15 protein-coding genes are annotated in these 17,848 nt (G+C 45.2%); 5 read left to right on the top strand and 10 right to left on the bottom strand.

The window, feature by feature from the left end; translation table 11 throughout:
* Positions 1-147: 147 nt before the first annotated feature.
* From FFM78_RS08315 to trpD, 7 genes are all read right to left on the bottom strand, one after another.
* Positions 148-477 carry a hypothetical protein gene (locus FFM78_RS08315; protein ID WP_137637981.1) on the bottom strand — a complete coding sequence of 110 codons (330 nt, stop codon included), beginning with the start codon at positions 475-477 and terminating at the stop codon, positions 148-150.
* A 59-nt stretch (positions 478-536) separates the two neighbouring features.
* Positions 537-1,658 (bottom strand): aminotransferase class I/II-fold pyridoxal phosphate-dependent enzyme, encoded by a 1,122-nt coding sequence (locus FFM78_RS08310; protein ID WP_137637980.1) that lies wholly within the window; start codon positions 1,656-1,658, stop codon positions 537-539.
* 710 nt (positions 1,659-2,368) lie between these two features.
* Positions 2,369-3,145 (bottom strand): tryptophan synthase subunit alpha, encoded by a 777-nt coding sequence (gene trpA / locus FFM78_RS08305; RefSeq protein ID WP_137637979.1) that lies wholly within the window; start codon positions 3,143-3,145, stop codon positions 2,369-2,371.
* Positions 3,138-4,331, bottom strand: a complete 1,194-nt coding sequence (trpB, locus tag FFM78_RS08300; protein WP_137637978.1) for a tryptophan synthase subunit beta — start codon at positions 4,329-4,331, stop codon at positions 3,138-3,140. Before trpB ends, trpA begins: the two co-directional genes overlap by 8 nt.
* A gap of 3 nt (positions 4,332-4,334) precedes the next feature.
* Positions 4,335-4,925: a phosphoribosylanthranilate isomerase gene (locus tag FFM78_RS08295; protein WP_137637977.1), complete on the bottom strand. Its 591-nt coding sequence runs from the start codon at positions 4,923-4,925 to the stop codon at positions 4,335-4,337.
* Complete coding sequence (gene trpC / locus FFM78_RS08290; protein WP_137637976.1) at positions 4,922-5,704, bottom strand: indole-3-glycerol phosphate synthase TrpC; 783 nt, start codon at positions 5,702-5,704, stop codon at positions 4,922-4,924. The genes FFM78_RS08295 and trpC overlap by 4 nt, the downstream gene beginning before the upstream one ends.
* Positions 5,701-6,720, bottom strand: coding sequence for an anthranilate phosphoribosyltransferase (trpD, locus tag FFM78_RS08285; RefSeq protein ID WP_137637975.1), 1,020 nt, complete (start codon positions 6,718-6,720; stop codon positions 5,701-5,703). Before trpD ends, trpC begins: the two co-directional genes overlap by 4 nt.
* A gap of 1,133 nt (positions 6,721-7,853) precedes the next feature.
* Between trpD and FFM78_RS08280 the strand changes: the two genes are divergently transcribed.
* Positions 7,854-9,776, top strand: coding sequence for a fructose-1,6-bisphosphatase (locus FFM78_RS08280; RefSeq protein WP_137637974.1), 1,923 nt, complete (start codon positions 7,854-7,856; stop codon positions 9,774-9,776).
* Positions 9,777-9,828: 52 nt separating this feature from the next.
* Here the strand turns inward: FFM78_RS08280 and FFM78_RS08275 are convergent, their stop codons facing one another.
* Positions 9,829-11,148: an MFS transporter gene (locus FFM78_RS08275; protein WP_137637973.1), complete on the bottom strand. Its 1,320-nt coding sequence runs from the start codon at positions 11,146-11,148 to the stop codon at positions 9,829-9,831.
* A 451-nt stretch (positions 11,149-11,599) separates the two neighbouring features.
* Here FFM78_RS08275 and FFM78_RS08270 point away from each other — a divergent pair, with 451 nt between their 5' ends.
* The gene (locus tag FFM78_RS08270; protein ID WP_137637972.1) at positions 11,600-12,409 is read left to right on the top strand and encodes a Cof-type HAD-IIB family hydrolase; all 810 of its coding nucleotides are present in this window, start codon (positions 11,600-11,602) and stop codon (positions 12,407-12,409) included.
* Here the strand turns inward: FFM78_RS08270 and FFM78_RS08265 are convergent.
* Positions 12,406-12,819, bottom strand: a complete 414-nt coding sequence (locus FFM78_RS08265; RefSeq protein ID WP_137637971.1) for a hypothetical protein — start codon at positions 12,817-12,819, stop codon at positions 12,406-12,408. The genes FFM78_RS08270 and FFM78_RS08265 overlap by 4 nt on opposite strands.
* 41 nt (positions 12,820-12,860) lie before the next feature.
* On the opposite strand from FFM78_RS08265, the gene FFM78_RS08260 reads away from it, so the two are divergent.
* On the top strand, positions 12,861-13,397 hold the full coding sequence (locus FFM78_RS08260) for a GNAT family N-acetyltransferase (RefSeq protein WP_137637970.1): 537 nt from the start codon (positions 12,861-12,863) through the stop codon (positions 13,395-13,397).
* Positions 13,398-13,430: 33 nt separating this feature from the next.
* Here FFM78_RS08260 and FFM78_RS08255 read toward each other — a convergent pair whose 3' ends face one another.
* On the bottom strand, positions 13,431-13,727 hold the full coding sequence (locus FFM78_RS08255; protein ID WP_137637969.1) for a hypothetical protein: 297 nt from the start codon (positions 13,725-13,727) through the stop codon (positions 13,431-13,433).
* A 170-nt stretch (positions 13,728-13,897) separates the two neighbouring features.
* Here FFM78_RS08255 and FFM78_RS08250 point away from each other — a divergent pair, with 170 nt between their 5' ends.
* Positions 13,898-16,387, top strand: coding sequence for an excinuclease ABC subunit UvrA (locus FFM78_RS08250; protein WP_137637968.1), 2,490 nt, complete (start codon positions 13,898-13,900; stop codon positions 16,385-16,387).
* 230 nt (positions 16,388-16,617) lie between these two features.
* Complete coding sequence (locus FFM78_RS08245) at positions 16,618-17,691, top strand: DMT family transporter (RefSeq protein ID WP_137637967.1); 1,074 nt, start codon at positions 16,618-16,620, stop codon at positions 17,689-17,691.
* Positions 17,692-17,848: the final 157 nt, after the last annotated feature.

Raw genomic sequence — 17,848 nt, 5'->3', positions numbered from 1 at the left:
GCAACAAATGCGGACCAAACCAAGTAAAAAAACAGCATTAGAAGTTAAGTAACTTCTAACACTGTAAAATTGACTATCAACAGGATTTGACAGAGAGCCCTTTTTATTAACTCTGGTTATTAAATTTTCAGACATGGCCAGATTTATTTAACCATCATGACGTAAGGCCAATACAACCTGCTTTTCTGCAGGGCGTACATCAACTTCGACCACGATCTGTTTAAGATCCTGCTGAAACAATTGATTGGATAAATCGCTTAGTTGTAACTCTGCCTTGATATCCGCAATTTCCATTTTATTCAATTCAAAATTTTGGGTCACATAGCGTGTGGTGTAAAAATAATCATAATAGATTTGGGCTAAGGCTGGTAGCGGCAATTGTAGAACCTTCAAACCTTTAGTTTTCAGTTCATAGTCGCTGCGCATCACTGGCGTACCAGCGATCACCGCCGTTTGAAAAAAGTCAGCTAATTTCATATTCAGAACGCTCCTTTACTGTCCCTCCTATTGTACCGACTTTTGTTGGTAACGCCAACTTAAATTTGACTGGCACTGAACGCTTGGGCCAAATCACGTTGCAGATCAACTTCACTTTCAATGCCTACCGATAACCGCAATAAGTTGGGGGTAATGCCTAAGGCACGCCGTTGGGCAATAGGCATATCATGGTGTGTTTGTTCATCGGGTACCGTCAACAAACTTTCCACCCCGCCTAAACTTTCCGCAAAAGAAATCACTTTTAACTGTTGCAAAAAAGTCGCTACTGAATAAGTCGCTGCTAAATAAAAACTGATCATCCCGCCTTTGCCCGGATACAATACTTTCGCCACGGCTGGCGATTTTTCCAGGTAGGTCACCAAGGTTTGGGCGTTGGTCTGCTGTTGCCGCACTCGTAACGGCATTGTTTTGAGACTGCGCAGTAACAACCAACAGTCGAAGGGATCCAGTACTGCGCCAGTAGTCACAAGATTGAAAGTTAATTTTTCCGCCACCGCCGCATCATTGACCATTACCGCACCGGCCAAAATATCGTTATGCCCAGACATATATTTAGTCGCACTATGAACGACAACGTCCGCGCCTAATAATAACGGTTGCTGTAATAGTGGTGTGTAAAACGTATTGTCGACGATCAATTGCAGTCCATGTTGATGCGCAATTCTAGCCGTTGCCGCAATATCGATTGATTTCATTGTCGGATTTGATGGTGTTTCTAGCCAAATTGCCTTGGTATTCGGCCGAATCAACTGCACTAAATGTGCGAAGTCGCGCCCCGCCCACTGACTGAATTCAACCTGATAATGTTCAGTCAATTGGTCAAAATAACGAAAACTACCCCCATACAAATCATCCGAAGTAATAATATGATCGCCTGTTTTAAACTGCGAGAAAACCAACTGAATTGCTGCCATCCCGGAGCTTAACGCATAAGCATGATCAGCGTGCTCCATAGTAGCCAGCACGGACTCCAATAACTCCCGGGTTGGCGTTTGTACCCGTGAATAATCAAAGCCTGTCGATTGGCCTAAGCCTTGATGCCGAAACGCAGTAGAAAAATACAAAGGTGCTGCTACCGCACCAGTTTGCTGATCATCACTACGATTACCGGCTTGTGCCAAAATGGTGTCAATTTGTTCCTGCCATGGTTCTTTACTCATCATTAAAACCTTCCTCTACTTCGCTATTAGGGTAGCTTCACCAATAAAATTCGCTGCTAAAGCTTTAATGCCATGGACGATGGCCATTCAACTAGCAGCGCAGATCGCTGAGTTGAAGCATGGCGCTACTTCGCTAGATTACTTAATTCAATATGGCGTAGTTTTAGCATAAATAAGTGTAAGTAACTGAGTTTTTATTTCATCGTCTAAAAATAAAAAAGCCCTCTGTAGAGTTCACTCCACAAAGGACGAAATTATCGCGGTACCACCTTTTTTCGGCCGCAGTTCACTATTAATTAACCAGCTGCCGATCTCAAAGTCATTAACGGCGACTAACCGGGTCTAACTGCCTATCTCCAGGAGCATTATTCAGCAGTAATCACACCTTTTTCCAGCAACAAGGCTCTCTGTGGTGACCCACTACTGATTCTTCCCTTCAGCGATAAATGATATTGAATTCAATTATAGAAAGCCTAAGATGAAAAGTCAATGAGAATTTTAATTTAGACTAAAGTCTGCACAAACAAGATCAATAATTTGCTGGCAAAATATTAAAAGCAACCTGTTTTTCTTTTTAGTTTATTCAAAATTTACGTTATGTTTTTTTGAAAAGCCATGTTTGTACTTGCTATCAAAGAACCTAAAAAGCCAGGTTTGGATCATAATCCAAACTTGGCTAAACTTAGTTTAACTATCTTTTTAATGCCTGATCAATCTGGCAATGCCGCCCGCATGGCCTTAACATAAGTCTGTAAATGGGCGGGAGCGTCATGACCATATTGACCAATAATATCAACAATTGCGCTGCCGACAATCACACCGTCGGCCACCGCACCCATTTGTGCGGCCTGTTCTGGTGTATGAATGCCAAAGCCGATGGCCGTTGGGGTAGTGGTGTACTGCCGAATATTGGCAACTAGTTGACCAAGGTCGGTGTTGATGGTATCACGCGTGCCAGTGATCCCCATTGACGAAACCACGTAAATGAACCCATCCACGCCGGCGACGATTTTAGCAATTCGTTCTGGTGGCGTCGTCGGTGTGACCAAAGGAATGATCTGGCAGCCGTGGGCTTCGGCTACAGGTTTAACTTCATCCCGCTCTTCCAACGGTAGATCAGGAATAATCGCACCCGCAACGTCAAGTTTGGCACAACGTGTAAAAAAGTCAGCATAGCCGTATTGATATACCAAATTACAATAAGTTAGAAAAACTAACGGTACCTGCGTCCGCTGACGTACGGCTGCCACTAATTCAAAGACTTTTTCCGTTGTCGAACCAGCCGCAAAAGCGCGTAGATCAGCCGCTTGAATCACAGGGCCATCAGCAACTGGGTCGGAAAACGGAATCCCAATCTCCACTAGATCCGCGCCGGCTTCGGCCAAAGCGACAATGTTGTCGGCACAAGCCGCAAAATCAGGATCGCCGGCAACCACAAAGGCAATAAACGCCTTTTTATTGGCAAAAACTTCTTTTAATTTAGTCATGAATATCCACCCCCCGGTAACGTGCGATCGCAGCAACATCTTTGTCACCGCGGCCAGATAAATTACAAATAATGATCTGGTCCTTAGCCATTTGTGGCGCTAGCTTTTGCACATAGGCTACCGCGTGAGCACTTTCAATTGCACAAATAATGCCCTCTTCCTTGGCGATAAACTCAAATGCGTCCACCGCCTCATCATCGGTAATACCAACATATTCGGCGCGGCCAGTTTCGGCCAGATGCACGTGTTCCGGCCCGATGCCTGGATAATCAAGGCCGGCGGAAATTGAATAAACTGGCGCAATTTGACCATCATCATTTTGAATAAAGCGTGACTTCATACCATGAAAAATACCTGTCCGCCCACGCTCCATGGTAGCCGCCTGTTGCTCAGTATTGACGCCTTTACCAGCGGCTTCACAGCCGATCAAGCGAACGTCTTTGTCATTAATAAAGTTATAAAATGCACCGATGGCATTACTGCCACCACCAACGCAGGCCACGACTGCTGCCGGTAGCTTCCCGGTGGCCTCCAGAATCTGGGCCCGCGCTTCGCGACTGATCACGCTTTGGAAGTCGCGCACCATAGTTGGAAATGGGTGCGGCCCCATGGTTGAGCCGATCACATAATGGGTATCATCGACCCGCGACGCCCATTCTTGCATTGCTGCATTGACTGCATCCTTTAAAACCCCACTACCAGTGGTGATCGCATGAACCTTAGCACCTAGTAGCTCCATCCGGTAAACGTTCAATGCTTGCCGCTCAGTATCAACTTTACCCATGAAGACCTCACATTCCATCCCCATCAAAGCGGCGACGGTTGCGGTAGCCACACCGTGTTGGCCGGCACCAGTTTCGGCGATCACCCGTGTTTTACCCATTTTTTGGGCCAATAACATTTGGCCGAGCACATTGTTGATTTTATGGGAACCAGTGTGGTTCAAATCTTCACGTTTAAAGTAAATTTGCGCGCCACCGAGATCTTGAGACATCCGTTTGGCGTAATACAACCGCGATGGTCGCCCCGCGTAATCGTTAAGCAATGTGGTCAATTCGGCCTGAAATGCGGGATCATTTTTGTAGTGTTCATAAGCCGCCGCTAAGCGGTTGACTTCAGTCATTAACGTTTCTGGAATATATTGGCCGCCGAAATCACCGAAACGGCCGGGTTTAATTTTTTGCATTCGTCATACCTCCGAGTCAAATTGGCGAACCGCCTGCACAAATGCGGCGATCTTCGCTGGATCTTTTAAACCTGCCGTTTCAACTCCGCTGGAAACATCGACACCAGCAGGTTGAACTTGGGTCAGGGCGTTGTTTATATTAGTTAGGTTTAAGCCACCAGCCAGGAAAAATGGCCGCGGTGGCTGCGCTGGTAATTGCTGCCAATCAAAGGTTTTGCCACTGCCGGGTTGAACGGCGTCGTATAACACGAAATCAGCTTGCGTCGGTGCCGCGTGGCGCTGGACTTGGATCACCTGTGCGCCGGCCGCCTGCAATTTTTGCACCGTAGTTTCTGGTTCGTGGCCGTGTAATTGGATCACGCTGATAATCCCTTGGTGCAGCGGCGCTAACATCTCAGCCAATGGCGCATCCACGAACACACCGACAGTTTTGATCTGCGGCTGGATCACGTGGCGCAATTGAGTTGCTTGGGCCAAGCTGATCTGCCGCCGCTTACCGGGAACAAAGATAAAGCCGGCAAAATCTGGCCGCGCCTGATTGATGGCCTGTGCATCGTCAGGCTGCATCAGGCCACAAATTTTAACTAGCGTCATTCGTTGACCCCCAAATCTTGTAACTGCGCGGCTTTATCTGGTGCTCGCATCAACGTTTCGCCGATCAAAACGGCATCGACGCCGGCCGCCTTTAGCCGGGCAATATCAGCGGCGGTTTTAATGCCACTTTCAGCGACAAACAACACATCGACCGGCACTTGTTGCCGCAGTTGAATACTGTTTTGCAGATCAACCGAAAAGTCTTTTAGATTCCGATTGTTGACGCCGACGATTCGTGCGCCGGCCGCCAATGCTCGCCGCACTTCTTGCGCATCATGTGCTTCGACCAACGCTGACAAGCCTAACTGATCGGCCAGTGCTAAGTAATCGTGTAACTGCTCATCAGTTAGTACCGCTACGATCAGTAAAATTGCGCTGGCACCTAGCAGGCGCGCCTGATATATCATATACGCTGCCACGGTGAAATCTTTACGCAGTAACGGCAGCTTGACCGTCGCGGCGACGGCTGGCAAAAATTGGTCGTTGCCTTGAAAATAGTCCGGCTCGGTTAGCACCGAGATGGCCGCGATTCCGGCTTGCTCGTACTCACAGGCGATTTGTTGATAAGGAAAATCGGCGGCAATTAAACCTTTTGAAGGTGAGGCTTTTTTCAGTTCACCGATCACCGCCAAACCAGGCTGAGCTAACTGAGTTTCAAACGAAAATGTGGTCCGTGGCACTAACTGGGCGACCTGCGCTTGTAATGTCGCCAGCGGCACCTGCTGCTGTTGGCGGGCGATCCGCTTTTTAGTGGCAGCCACTAATTGATCTAGAATCATGCCACCGCCTCATTTTTAGTTAGCGCCTGGAATTCGGCCAATTTTGCGGCTGCTTGACCGCTATCAATAGTTTTAGCAGCTAAGGCAACGCCTTGGGCGATGGTCAGTTCTGGCCGTGCAATGTGCAAGGCACAGCCGGCGTTCATCAAAACGATATCACGGGTGGCGCCAGCCTTACCGGCCAAAACATTGCGAGTGATCTGAGCATTTTCTGCTGGTGTTCCGCCAACAATTGCTGCAATCGGTGCCTGCTGTAGGCCAAATTGTTCCGGCGTGATTTCATAGCTGGTGAATTCACCATTTTGTAATTCACACACTTGCGTTGGACCACTGATGGAAACTTCATCCAAGCCGTCAGCGCCATGAACCACCATCGCGTTGGCAACGCCTAATTGTTGCAACACCCGCGCCAGCGGTTCAACCAAAGCGGCATCGTAAACGCCAAGTAGTTGCTGCGTAGCGCCGGCTGGGTTCGCCAACGGGCCCAAAACGTTAAACAAAGTGCGAATGCCTAGGGTTTTACGCACTGGCGCCACATACTTCATTGCCTGGTGATATTCCTGAGCAAACAAGAAGCAAATGCCGGCGTGAGCCAAAATCGCTTCACTTTGGGCTGGCGTCACATCAATTTTAACGCCTAAAGCCTCGAGCACATCGGCGGCACCACTTTTACTGGAAGCAGCACGGTTGCCATGTTTTGCTACTGGCACGCCAGCGGCAGCGACGACCAACGCCGTTGTGGTGGAGATATTAAATGAATTTTCATGATCGCCACCAGTCCCAACGATCTCCAGTACATCTTCGCGTGGGGTAAAGGCTAAGGCGTGCGCCCGCATCGCTTTAGCGGCACCAGCGATCTCGTCAATGGTTTCGCCTTTTAAGGTCAATGCAGTGAGTAACGACGCGATCTGAATGTCATTGGTTTCGCCACTCATAATTTCGTTAACGACGGCTTCGGTTTCGGTAAAAGTTAAATCTTCTTTGTTGGCTAATTTTTGAATTGCAGTTGTGATCATGGTTGATTCCCCCAAATTTTTAAGTTAGTTTTTTCGCTAACTTAGTCACGACTCATTAGCCAAAGCGCTATGAGTAGCAAACTAAGTTAATTTAAGATTAAATTTAAAGTAACTAATTAGGAATCGCCATCGTTTGTCTAATTGCATTGTTTCCACCTCGGAATATTTTTAATTGAACTGGTTGAAACGTGATTGAAAAAGCAGATTATTGCATGTAACTACGTCGGTCAAACGCATCACTGCGTGCTGCTTATTGCCCGACTAGGTTACACTCCATAATCTGGGCGCTTTTTCAATCACTCTAAACAAAAAAATCCGCCCATAACAAAATTAATTGTTAAGGACGGATTTATTCCGCGGTGCCACCTTAGTTGGAAAGTACGCTAAATAAAATATAAGCTTAGACTTCCCCATCTTAGCAGAGGACTGACATCCTCCCGGTAACTCACGTATACCAACACGTCGCGGGGTAATGGAAAGTTAGAGTGATTCATCAAGCGGGAGATTTTGAGGACTAGCCTAGTAGTGTGAATGCTTTGTTTACAAAGCGTTTGCGCTACGTAGCTAGCCGCAGAAATCTGCTTGGTGAATCACGTTTCAGCCAACTTAGTTGAAACGTGCTGGGCAGGACAATTTTCTCCGGTTAGCTACAGCAAGCCCGCCAGCTTTTACAAAGCTAACGTTCTTGCTTAGGCTAATCCTCAAAAATTACCCGTCCTGCCCAGCACTCTCTCTTTTTTTATCCGCGCCCTCAGTGGTCCATTTAATCGCTTGTTTCCTGCCACCATTCCCAGCATGCGGCGGCTCTCTGTGCGGGCATCACGATCTTGATCTCCACTTCTTCGGTTTATAACTTCGCATTTGAAGTTATGGACGGTTTATTAAGTTGTGTTAAAGATTAACCCCTTTTCTCATAAATGTCAAATTATTTTAAGCACTTTTTTACTGCATCCTAATTTAATTTGCGGAATAAGCCTTTAAGTTAATTGATTTAAATTGCCGTTTATCCGCATTGGTATATACCTTAACATTACTACTTAGTTACCTTTAAAGCGCTTATAAATATAATTGGTATTTTACATTGAAAGCGGTATAATTAAGCCACAAGTTTTAATGATGGAGGCAATTTTTGTATGGATGTAACTGATTTAGCATTACTTAAGGAACAATATACGACTAAGACCGCTTTGGCCACTGAACTGATCAATCTCGAAGCAATTTTAAGTTTGCCGAAAAGTACGGAAGCGTTCATCAGCGATGTCCACGGCGAATATGATGCATTTCAGCACGTGCTGCGCAATGGCTCCGGCAATGTTAAGCAAAAAGTTGCCGATCTATTTGCTGGTAAAATGACTCCGCAAACGATCAGTCACTTTTCATTTCTAATTTATTATCCCAGTGAACGCTTGGCGGCGATCAAGAAACGTTATCACGATCCCGATGATCTGCACCAATGGTACTTGGATACTTTTCAACGTTTGATCAAGTTATTACATTTTGTGTCCACTAAGTATACCCGTTCCAAGGTACGCAAAGCACTAGCGCCGGATTTTGTTTATATCACCGAGGAATTATTATACGGCGATTATCATAGCACCGATAAGGCCGGTTATTACCAACAGATCACCGAAAATATCATTGCGCTACAGCAAGCCGATGAGTTTATCATTGCGTCTTGCCACACGATTCAACGTTTAGTTGTTGATCACTTACATTTAGTCGGTGATATTTATGATCGCGGTCCCCATCCCGAATTGATCATGGATCGTCTGATGCGGTACCATTCATTGGATATTCAATGGGGCAATCACGATATTTTATGGCTAGGTGCCGTCTCAGGCTCACGTCTCTGCCTAGCCAATTTATTGCGGATCTGTGCACGCTATAATAATTTAAGTATCATCGAAGACGCGTACGGTATTAATTTACGCCACTTATCCTTATTTGCCGAAGAGCACTATCAAGACAATCCGGCATTCCGACCGAAACAATTACACAGCGAACGACCATTGTCTGCGGCCGAAGAACTGCAGATCACTCAGATTCATCAGGCCATCGCCATCATCCAATTTAAGTTGGAAGGCCCAGTGATCGCACGACGGCCAGAATTTAAAATGGCTCATCGCCGCCTACTGGATAAAATAGATTATCAAAAAATGACGATCAACTTGCACGGCAAATCTTACCCGTTGGAAAATACTTGCTTCCAAACAATTGATCCGGCCGATCCGTACAAACTATTGCCAGAAGAGCAGCGCGTTATTGATCAGCTTTTATCTGCTTTTCGTAATGCTGATAAATTACAACGTCACATGGCCTTTTTAATGCGCAAAGGTAGTATGTACTTAACTTATAATGATAATCTCCTATTTCATGGATGTATCCCGGTCACTGCCGACGGTCAATTCCAGTCCTTTAAATTGCACGGTAAGGAATATGCTGGCAAAGCCTTACTAGACGTTTTTGAACGTAATTTACGGGCAAGCTTCGCCCATCCTGGTGATGAAGATGATTGCGCCACTGATTTATTGTGGTACTTATGGACAGGCCCGCTGTCGCCATTATTTGGCAAACATGATATGACTACCTTTGAACGCTACTTCATCAGTGATCCAGCGACCCACGAAGAGAAAACCAACCCGTACTATAAATTACGGCGCGAGGCTTGGTTTGTCGATTCTGTGCTTCAGGAATTCGGAATGTCTCCGGCTACTGGTCATGTGATCAACGGCCATACACCCGTTAAGAAAGGCAAAACACCGGTGATGGCTGACCGCAAAATGATCGTCATTGACGGCGGCTTTTCAAAACCGTACCACAAAACGACAGGCATTGGGGGCTACACTTTATTATATAATTCTTATGGTATGCAGCTAGTGACCCACCAGCCATTTACCTCTAAGGCCGATGCAATCGCCAATTTAACCGATATTATTTCCACCAAGCGAATCGTCGATCAGGTCACCGAGCGCAAGTTAGTTGCTGAAACGGATATTGGTGCTGAATTAAAGCAACAGGTCGCAGTATTACGGCAATTACTAGCAGATAAAGAATAGATTCACTAACCAAAAAGAGTTCGGTCACAAATGACCGAACTCTTTTCAATTATTATTTAGTAAAATCAACTGATTTAGTTTCTTTGGTGGTCGCCAATGAAATAATGCACGCAACCGCCATCACACCAAGATAAATACCAACTGAGCGAACTCCCCAGTTGTCGGCCAACCAAGTAGCGATCGTCGGTGCAAAAGCAGCACCAATGATGGCAGCCAAGTTATAGGAAATTCCGGCGCCTGAGTAACGAACCTTAGTCGAGAATAATTCCGGCAAAACAGCACCAACCGGTCCAAAGGAAACCCCCATCAAAACAAAACCAACAACTAAGAAAGTGATCACACCCGCAAAGTTACGTTGACCTTGCAGTAGAAATGGAAATAATAATGCGAAGACAACTAAAGCAATTGAAGAGCCCATAAGAATCCGGCGCCGCCCCCAAACATCAGCATAGTAGGATGCAACTAAAATCATGACGGCGAAAACAATGATGGCGCCCATCAATAAGGATAAGTATTCACGATTAGTAAAGCCTAAATTTGTGGTCGCGTACGTTAATGACCAAGTAGCTAATGTATAAAATAATGTATAAGTAACCGAAACAATAAAAGTGCCCTGAACAATTTGCCGCCAGCTAGTTTTAAAGACAGTGGTCAACGGTGATTTAGTAACTTGTTTCTTCGCTTGAGCTAAACGGAATAATGGCGTTTCTTGCATTTGTTCCCGAACCCAGAAACCAACTAAAACTAAAATAGCAGAAGCCAAAAATGGTACACGCCAACCAAAACTGATCATCTGTGCCGGTGTTAAAAATGACTCTAAAACAAAGAACAAGCCGTTGCTTAAGAAGAAGCCTAATGGTGCCCCTAATTCTGGAAAGGCACCGTATAATGCCCGTTTCTTTTTCGGTGCATTTTCAGTGGCGACTAAGGCAGCACCGGACCATTCACCGCCAAGGCCGATCCCTTGAATAAAGCGGCAGAGACATAATAATATGACTGCAAGGATACCTAATGTCGAATAACTAGGCAATAAACCGATCAAAACAGTGGAACAACCCATTAATAATAACGAAACGACTAATGTCCGTTTACGCCCGATTTTATCGCCAAAATGGCCAAAAATAAACGAACCTAATGGCCGAGCAACAAAAGCAACCCCAAAGGTCAATAAACTTAGTAACGTCGCAATGGTCGTGGTGACTTCCGGGAAGAACACCTTTGGAAAATACGCTGCTGCCGCAGTCCCGTAAGCGTAAAAATCAAAAAATTCAATTGCCGTACCGATCATTGAAGCAAAGACAACGGTTCGTACAGGATCGCGCTTCAACACGGTACTTGTTTGTGTTTCTGAAAAGCCTTTTGTATCTTGCATATTCAATCCGCTTCCTATCTCATCTTTTTTTAATATTACCGCAATGTTTATTTCAATTATTATTTAAGCAATTTCCACCTCCCCTACTGTAGAAAAGAAAAAAGCCAAGGGCTGCTGTAGCAGCTCTTGGCTTTACCAACGCTGCCCGCGCAATGCGGGCAATTAAAAATGTCAGCCCGCATTACCTAATAATGGCGCTGATAATAATAATATTAACTTGGGCGTTGGTTCTTTTCATAACGAAACATCTTCTTCTTTTATAATATATTTTTAACTATACTATCATAATTACGATTTTACATTAAAATTTAATTAGAAATAAATAATATAGTTCTAATCTTGCTTGCTTTTAAAAAATAACCTTAATCCTAGTTTTTCAACTATTTTACTTTATTTCCCACTAATTCATGTTAAATTAGTAGACAGCAACTTTTTAGAAAGAAGGCTCCTTATGTCAACCAAACTAATTGCCCTCGATCTTGATGGCACCACTTTAAACTCAACCAGCCAATTAAGCGAAAAAACTCGAAATGTTTTGCGGACTGCCAGCCAACGTGGCCACAAAATTGTGATCACCACAGGCCGACCGGATAATATTAGTACCAACTTTTATGATCAATTAAACTTAACAACCCCGATGATCAATTTCAACGGTGGGCTGATCCACATTCCTCATCAACAGTGGGCACACGAACAAGCGAGTACCCTTCCACCAGCAACCGCTTTAGCATTGTTGGCCTTAAAAAAAGAGTTTCCGATCAAAGTAGCGATCGCTGAAGGGAAACAATTTGTTTTGCCTGACCGTCCTTTTCATGATCTGCCTTTTTTTACCGACATGCCGGCACCAAAAACGTTGCTTAATGCGGATTCTTTACGGCAAGCACCGATCTCACTATCGCTTTTCACTGATGCGCTCACCTTACCGCACTTACAAGAAGCCGTTCGCCAGCGCTTCCCACACGTAACTGCACAAACCTGGGGCGCCTGGAGTGGTGATGCAGCCGCTTTAGAAATCGTTCGCGAAGCCACCCATAAGGCCACCGCACTCCAATATTTATTAGATTATTATCAGCTACAACCAGCTGATATGCTGGCCTTTGGCGATGATGATAACGATCGTGACATGTTAACTCTCGCTGGCTGGGGTGTGGCGATGCAAAATGCGCGGCCAGCGATCAAGGCAGTAGCCGATGATGTCACGCCGCTGAGTAACGCTGAAGACGGCATGGCCGATTATTTAGTGCGACGTCTAGCGCTTTAAATAATATAATTGTGGATAAAGGCGCGCACGGCAGCAAAATCGGCAACCACTGGCGCCAGTGGCCAGGCAACTTCATTAACGAAAATCAAACGATCTGCCTTAAATTGCCACAAGGCTAAGACATCGATTTGGTGCTTCTGCCCTGTTGTCGACGCGATCGTCGCGATATAATGAACAGTGACTGCTGCCCCCGCTTCCGCCCAAAAAAGATCACGAATCTGGATGATCGTAGGTGCTGCAGCATTATTTTTTAATGCTTGTAATCGTTCAACGTACCGCGTACGATTGATATTTTCACCATTGAGTACTGCAATAAAAGCTGGGTGAAAGAATTCATCGAATCGTGCTAGCTCTTGTTGCCCAATGATCAGTGGTAACATTGTTTTTATTAACGTCAATTCTTTTTCCATAAGGTTCACCTCTTGATAAATTTTAAGAAAGCAGGGATTATATGCAAACCCAAGCCTTTGCTCATGTTACTTTGCCGCATTATGAACTGCGCTTTTTAAATACAGTGCCGGCCAAAGGTGTTTATACGTTGCGGCATGATGCCACCGTTGCCGCCGCAACAGGACGCAGTATCGACCACGATCTAGCTGCAACAATGCAATACATCAGCCGCATGTATCGTGGCACGATTCGCGGGGATTATTTGATGTGGGGGATCATGGATCGCCACACAGATACTTTTTATGGTTTAGTTCAGTTGTGGCATTTTCAGCAGCAAACTGCTGAGATCGGTTATGAGATCATTACACAGTGGCAGCGCCACGGCATTATGCAAGAAGTCCTGCCGCCAGTTACTCAGCTAGCCTTTAAGCAACTCGGTCTGAAAAAAATATACGCAGTTACCGGTGCGACTAATTTACCGTCACGGCGTTTATTGGAAAAAGTGGGGTTTCAACTTGACCCCACTTACCATGAAACTTTCTACACATTCCAACAAACTGAACTCGCACTTGTTCGTTTCGAACTTAATGCTGCCTGAGAACTGCGTCAAGTCAATTGATGCAGTTCTTTTTTAATGGACACTATCTAAGAAAACATGGTACACCTTGCTGATAGTTTGCTCGGTATCGGCACTGACCACGCTGAGTTCGATCTGCGCCTGTGCCAAATCGACATCCGGTGCAATACTATAAGTAAAAGTACCACCAGTAAATTCAGCGTGTAGCGTTTGATAATCTTGTTCAACTAATTGCAAAACTTGCTGATACTCAGTAGCTAATGGTAATAAAACTAAAGTATCCTTAAAAAACATGACTTGACCGCTTCGTAGCCATGCAAAAAAATGTTGATCAGCGATCGTTAAGCGCATATTATTGCCTACTTTCCATAACAAATTTTAACTTAAACTTTCCGGAAATTTTTAGCGCAATAAGCATAGCACATTCATTACAGCCATGAAAGCAGCGTCGCCGAAATTTAACTTGCCTGCTATCATGGAAGTAGTAACTAAATTTTATTTTATGATTGCGGGGCTTATTTATGCAACAAAATCAACCAACTAAAATCGAAGTACGCGGTGCTCAGGTCAATAATTTAAAAAATATTGATGTGGACATTCCATTACATCAATTTGTTGCCATCACTGGTTTATCCGGTTCAGGTAAGTCATCTTTAGCACTGGGTGTGCTCTACGCAGAAGGCGCACGTCGTTACTTAGATGCTTTGTCCACTTACACTCGACGACGCATCAGCCAAATGGGTAAGGCTAATGTACGCGCTGTGCGGCATTTACCGGCAGCATTAGCTTTACGGCAGCGGCCAAATATTCCCAGTCAGCGCAGTACTGTCGGTACCATGACTGAAAGTTTCAACGTGTTACGGTTACTATTTTCCCGGCTGGGTTCCCATGTTTCCCCTAGTGGTCAACGTGTGGCACCGACCCTACATGTAGCTGAAGATCTGCCGATTGCTGCCGGTGATGGTACCAGTTTTCGCGGTCCTGGAGCCGAACGCTTCGCTTTTAATTCTGCTGGCGCTTGTCCCACTTGCCACGGCAGCGGCCAAATTCGCCAATTGGTACCGGAGCGGTTAGTTCCTGATGAAAGCCTGACCATCCGGGCAGGCGCAATCGCTTCCTGGCGCTTACCGGGACGTAATTTTATGCCGCTGGTCGCCCAAGCAATTGGTGTTGATATTGATACCCCATTTAATCAACTGAAGGCAGCCGATCGGGCCATCGTTTTACACGGGGAAAAGCGTAAATATGCCATTAATATTCCTAGTGCCACCGGCAAAATCTTTCACATGGATAACGCCCAGTTTGAAAATGCCTATGCTGCCGTCACTGACAGCCTAGCCACAACTAAAAACGAGCGGGCGATTCAGCGTTTGAATCGGTTTTACGCCTTCACTACTTGTCCCACTTGCCAAGGTAATCGTTTCGATCCCCAATTGCTAAAAACATTGGTGGCTGGCAAAAATATCGCTGAGGTCAGTGATTTGCCATTAAAAGAACTGCCTGCATTTGCCCAAACGATCGTTTCTTGGCTGCCAGCCACTATGCACAAAATCGGGCAAAACTTAGTAAACGAGTGGTTAGCTAGTCTAACGCCATTATTGGAACTTGGGCTGGATTACCTGACCCTTAGTCGCGCCGGGATGACCTTATCCACTGGTGAATTGCAACGGATTCAACTGAGCCGAACACTGCGCACCGCCACCACCGGTGTGCTGTACGTTCTAGATGAGCCTTCGATCGGCCTGCATCCCGCCAATGTCACTGGCTTGATCAAAATCATGCGTGCCTTAGTCGCTCAAGGTAATTCATTAGTAGTCGTTGATCACAATACACGGGTGATTGCTGCAGCGGACACTGTAATTGAGATCGGTCCCGGTGCAGGCCGTAAAGGCGGTCAGATCTTACATCAAGGTAACGTTGCCCAAATTAAAAAACAGGCTGATTCGCTGATTGCACCGTATTTGACGGGCCAAGCGCCTTTATTAGCTCGACAACCGCAAACCGCTGTTTTCGCAGCGGGACAATTCAGTTTTCACGTCACCCACCGCTACAATTTGCATGATGTGACCGCTAAATTTCCATTAAAGCGACTAAGTGTCGTCACCGGTTTTTCTGGTGCCGGTAAAACAACCTTGGTTCTCGACAGTTTAGTGCCTGCACTACAAGCACAACTGAAACACGAACCTTTGCCGGCCCATGTTGATCAACTCAATGCTGCTTTACAGCGCGTGGTCATGATTGATTCCACCCCTGTCGGCAAAAATACCCGTTCCACTGTGGCTACTTATACTGGTATTCTCGATCGCTTACGCAAATTATTTGCACAAACGCCGGCGGCCAAAAACCAGCATTGGGGTGCAGCTCATTTTTCTTATAACACGACACAAGGCGCTTGCCCAACCTGCAAAGGAACCGGCCAAATTTCGCTAGACGTACAATATTTACCTGACATTCAACAGGCCTGCCCCACTTGTCATGGCCAGCGGTATAATCCAGCTACATTGACGATCAAATGGCATGATTTGACCATCGCCGATGTTCTCGCATTGTCCGTCGATCAAGCAGTGCCTTTATTCACACATGATAAAAGTTTGCACCATTTAGTTCTCGCGCTGCAAGATATGGGCTTAGGCTATTTAAAATTAGGTGAGGCTACCCCACAATTATCCGGTGGTGAAGCGCAACGCCTAAAGTTGGTTGCAGAAATGGGCCAAACCCAGCAAGGCACCCTATTTATTTTTGATGAGCCTTCTGTCGGTTTACATCCGCTGGATACACGCACTCTGATCCAAGTTTTCGATCAATTATTAGCTCAAGGGGCTACGATTATTACCATTGAACACGACCTCGACATCGTTGCCAACGCTGATTATGTTGTTGATGTTGGCCCACGCGGCGGTAATGAAGGAGGCAAAATTGTTGCCAGTGGTACGCCACAACAAATTGCCACCAATACCACCAGCATCACTGGTAAATATTTAGCCCAGCATCTACAGCTTTTTCAAGATTAATTGTGGCCGTACCATTGACAAGTTTTCAATCAGTTTTACAATAGTAGCTAAGTCACCTTGGTAAAGTAGTTCTAAGGCAATTTTCATGATCTGCTTAATTTTGCTTGCTAGTCAGCTTTTAATTGGTGTTTACAACTGGCTTAAACCTTATTCTATTGACCAAACATAGATCAATTTAAACACCTACTATTTTCGTTGTTAGTTATTTGGGAAGGATCGATTAATCTTTTATGAAACGAACTTATTTGTACGTTTTGATTTCCACGTTTTTATTTAGTTCCATGGAAATCTCACTGAAACTGGCCGGTAGTGCCTTTAATGGGATTCAACTTAATTTTCTCCGTTTCTTTGTTGGTGGTTTGTTTCTACTACCCTTTGCTGTCAGTGCGTTAAAAAAACAGCATCTTCGCTTAACTGGCCATGATCTGCTTTTGTTTATGCTCACCGGATTAAGTTGTGTTTTGATCAGCATGACCTTCTACCAATTAGCCGTAGAAGTCGATCAGGCATCGATCGTTGCCGTTTTATTCAGTTGTAACCCAATCTTTGCTTTGATCTTTTCTTTCTTGATCCTCCGTGAGCGGTTAAGTCGAACCAACTTGATCGCAGTTGCGATCTCCTTGGTCGGCTTACTGATCATTGTCAATCCAGCCCATTTAACTAATCCGCTGGGTCTGACTTTATCGATCACTTCCGCGATCACTTTTGGTTTATACTCGATCATTTCTCGTTGGGGATCCATGCGGCGTAAATTTAACGGTTTGACTATGACCAGCTTAACTTTTCTGGCCGGCTCCGCGGAATTAGCCATTTTAATGGGCTTATCCCATATTCCCAGCATCGCCGCTGGTTTAAGCAGTGTCCCGGCGCTGAAAACTTTCGCTGCGGTGCCTTTCGTTCAAGGTATTGCTTGGCAGAATATTTTATTATTAGCCTACATTTGCATTGGGGTCACCGCTGGTGGTTTCGGTTTTTACTTCCTCGCAATGGAAACCTCTGATGTATCGACCGCTTCCCTAGTTTTCTTCATTAAGCCTGCCTTAGCCCCGATCATGGCCATGTTCATGTTACATGATAAAATCGTTACCCCAACAGTTGTCGGGATCGTCGTTATCGTCATTGGTTCTGTGATCATGTTCTTAGGCAATCGCTTTGCTGAACAAGACGCCAGCATGCAGTATCATGGCGTGTTCGCCAAATTATTACGCAAACCAGGAACGCCTAATGAATTACAACAAAAAATTAGTGCTGAACGTCAAGAATTAGAACATAAAAAATCATTAGAAAAAAATCTAAGTAAATAAGTTGTTGTCAAAAAGCCAACTGCTACTGAAACTAAATTCAGTAACGGTTGGCTTTTTTAACTAGCTTAAGTTCTTCTCATTGACTGAAAAGTAACCCTAGCGGTGAAAACACCGGCTAAAGCAAAAAATATACACGGTTGGCTACTTTACTTAAAGT

The sequence above is a fragment of the Loigolactobacillus binensis genome, assembly GCF_005405165.1.
Taxonomy (GTDB): Bacteria; Bacillota; Bacilli; order Lactobacillales; family Lactobacillaceae; genus Loigolactobacillus; species Loigolactobacillus binensis.
Note: the sequence above shows the minus strand (reverse complement) of the source record. Positions and strands in the feature narration are given on the sequence as shown.

Bases quoted from the DNA above. Each gene is read 5' to 3' on its own strand.
- FFM78_RS08315 (WP_137637981.1), bottom strand. From the start codon at position 477: ATGAAATTAGCTGACTTTTTTCAAACGGCGGTGATCGCTGGTACGCCA.
- FFM78_RS08310 (WP_137637980.1), bottom strand. From the start codon at position 1,658: ATGAGTAAAGAACCATGGCAGGAACAAATTGACACCATTTTGGCACAA.
- trpA (WP_137637979.1), bottom strand. From the start codon at position 3,145: ATGACTAAATTAAAAGAAGTTTTTGCCAATAAAAAGGCGTTTATTGCC.
- trpB (WP_137637978.1), bottom strand. From the start codon at position 4,331: ATGCAAAAAATTAAACCCGGCCGTTTCGGTGATTTCGGCGGCCAATAT.
- FFM78_RS08295 (WP_137637977.1), bottom strand. From the start codon at position 4,925: ATGACGCTAGTTAAAATTTGTGGCCTGATGCAGCCTGACGATGCACAG.
- trpC (WP_137637976.1), bottom strand. From the start codon at position 5,704: ATGATTCTAGATCAATTAGTGGCTGCCACTAAAAAGCGGATCGCCCGC.
- trpD (WP_137637975.1), bottom strand. From the start codon at position 6,720: ATGATCACAACTGCAATTCAAAAATTAGCCAACAAAGAAGATTTAACT.
- FFM78_RS08280 (WP_137637974.1), top strand. From the start codon at position 7,854: ATGGATGTAACTGATTTAGCATTACTTAAGGAACAATATACGACTAAG.
- FFM78_RS08275 (WP_137637973.1), bottom strand. From the start codon at position 11,148: ATGCAAGATACAAAAGGCTTTTCAGAAACACAAACAAGTACCGTGTTG.
- FFM78_RS08270 (WP_137637972.1), top strand. From the start codon at position 11,600: ATGTCAACCAAACTAATTGCCCTCGATCTTGATGGCACCACTTTAAAC.
- FFM78_RS08265 (WP_137637971.1), bottom strand. From the start codon at position 12,819: ATGGAAAAAGAATTGACGTTAATAAAAACAATGTTACCACTGATCATT.
- FFM78_RS08260 (WP_137637970.1), top strand. From the start codon at position 12,861: ATGCAAACCCAAGCCTTTGCTCATGTTACTTTGCCGCATTATGAACTG.
- FFM78_RS08255 (WP_137637969.1), bottom strand. From the start codon at position 13,727: ATGCGCTTAACGATCGCTGATCAACATTTTTTTGCATGGCTACGAAGC.
- FFM78_RS08250 (WP_137637968.1), top strand. From the start codon at position 13,898: ATGCAACAAAATCAACCAACTAAAATCGAAGTACGCGGTGCTCAGGTC.
- FFM78_RS08245 (WP_137637967.1), top strand. From the start codon at position 16,618: ATGAAACGAACTTATTTGTACGTTTTGATTTCCACGTTTTTATTTAGT.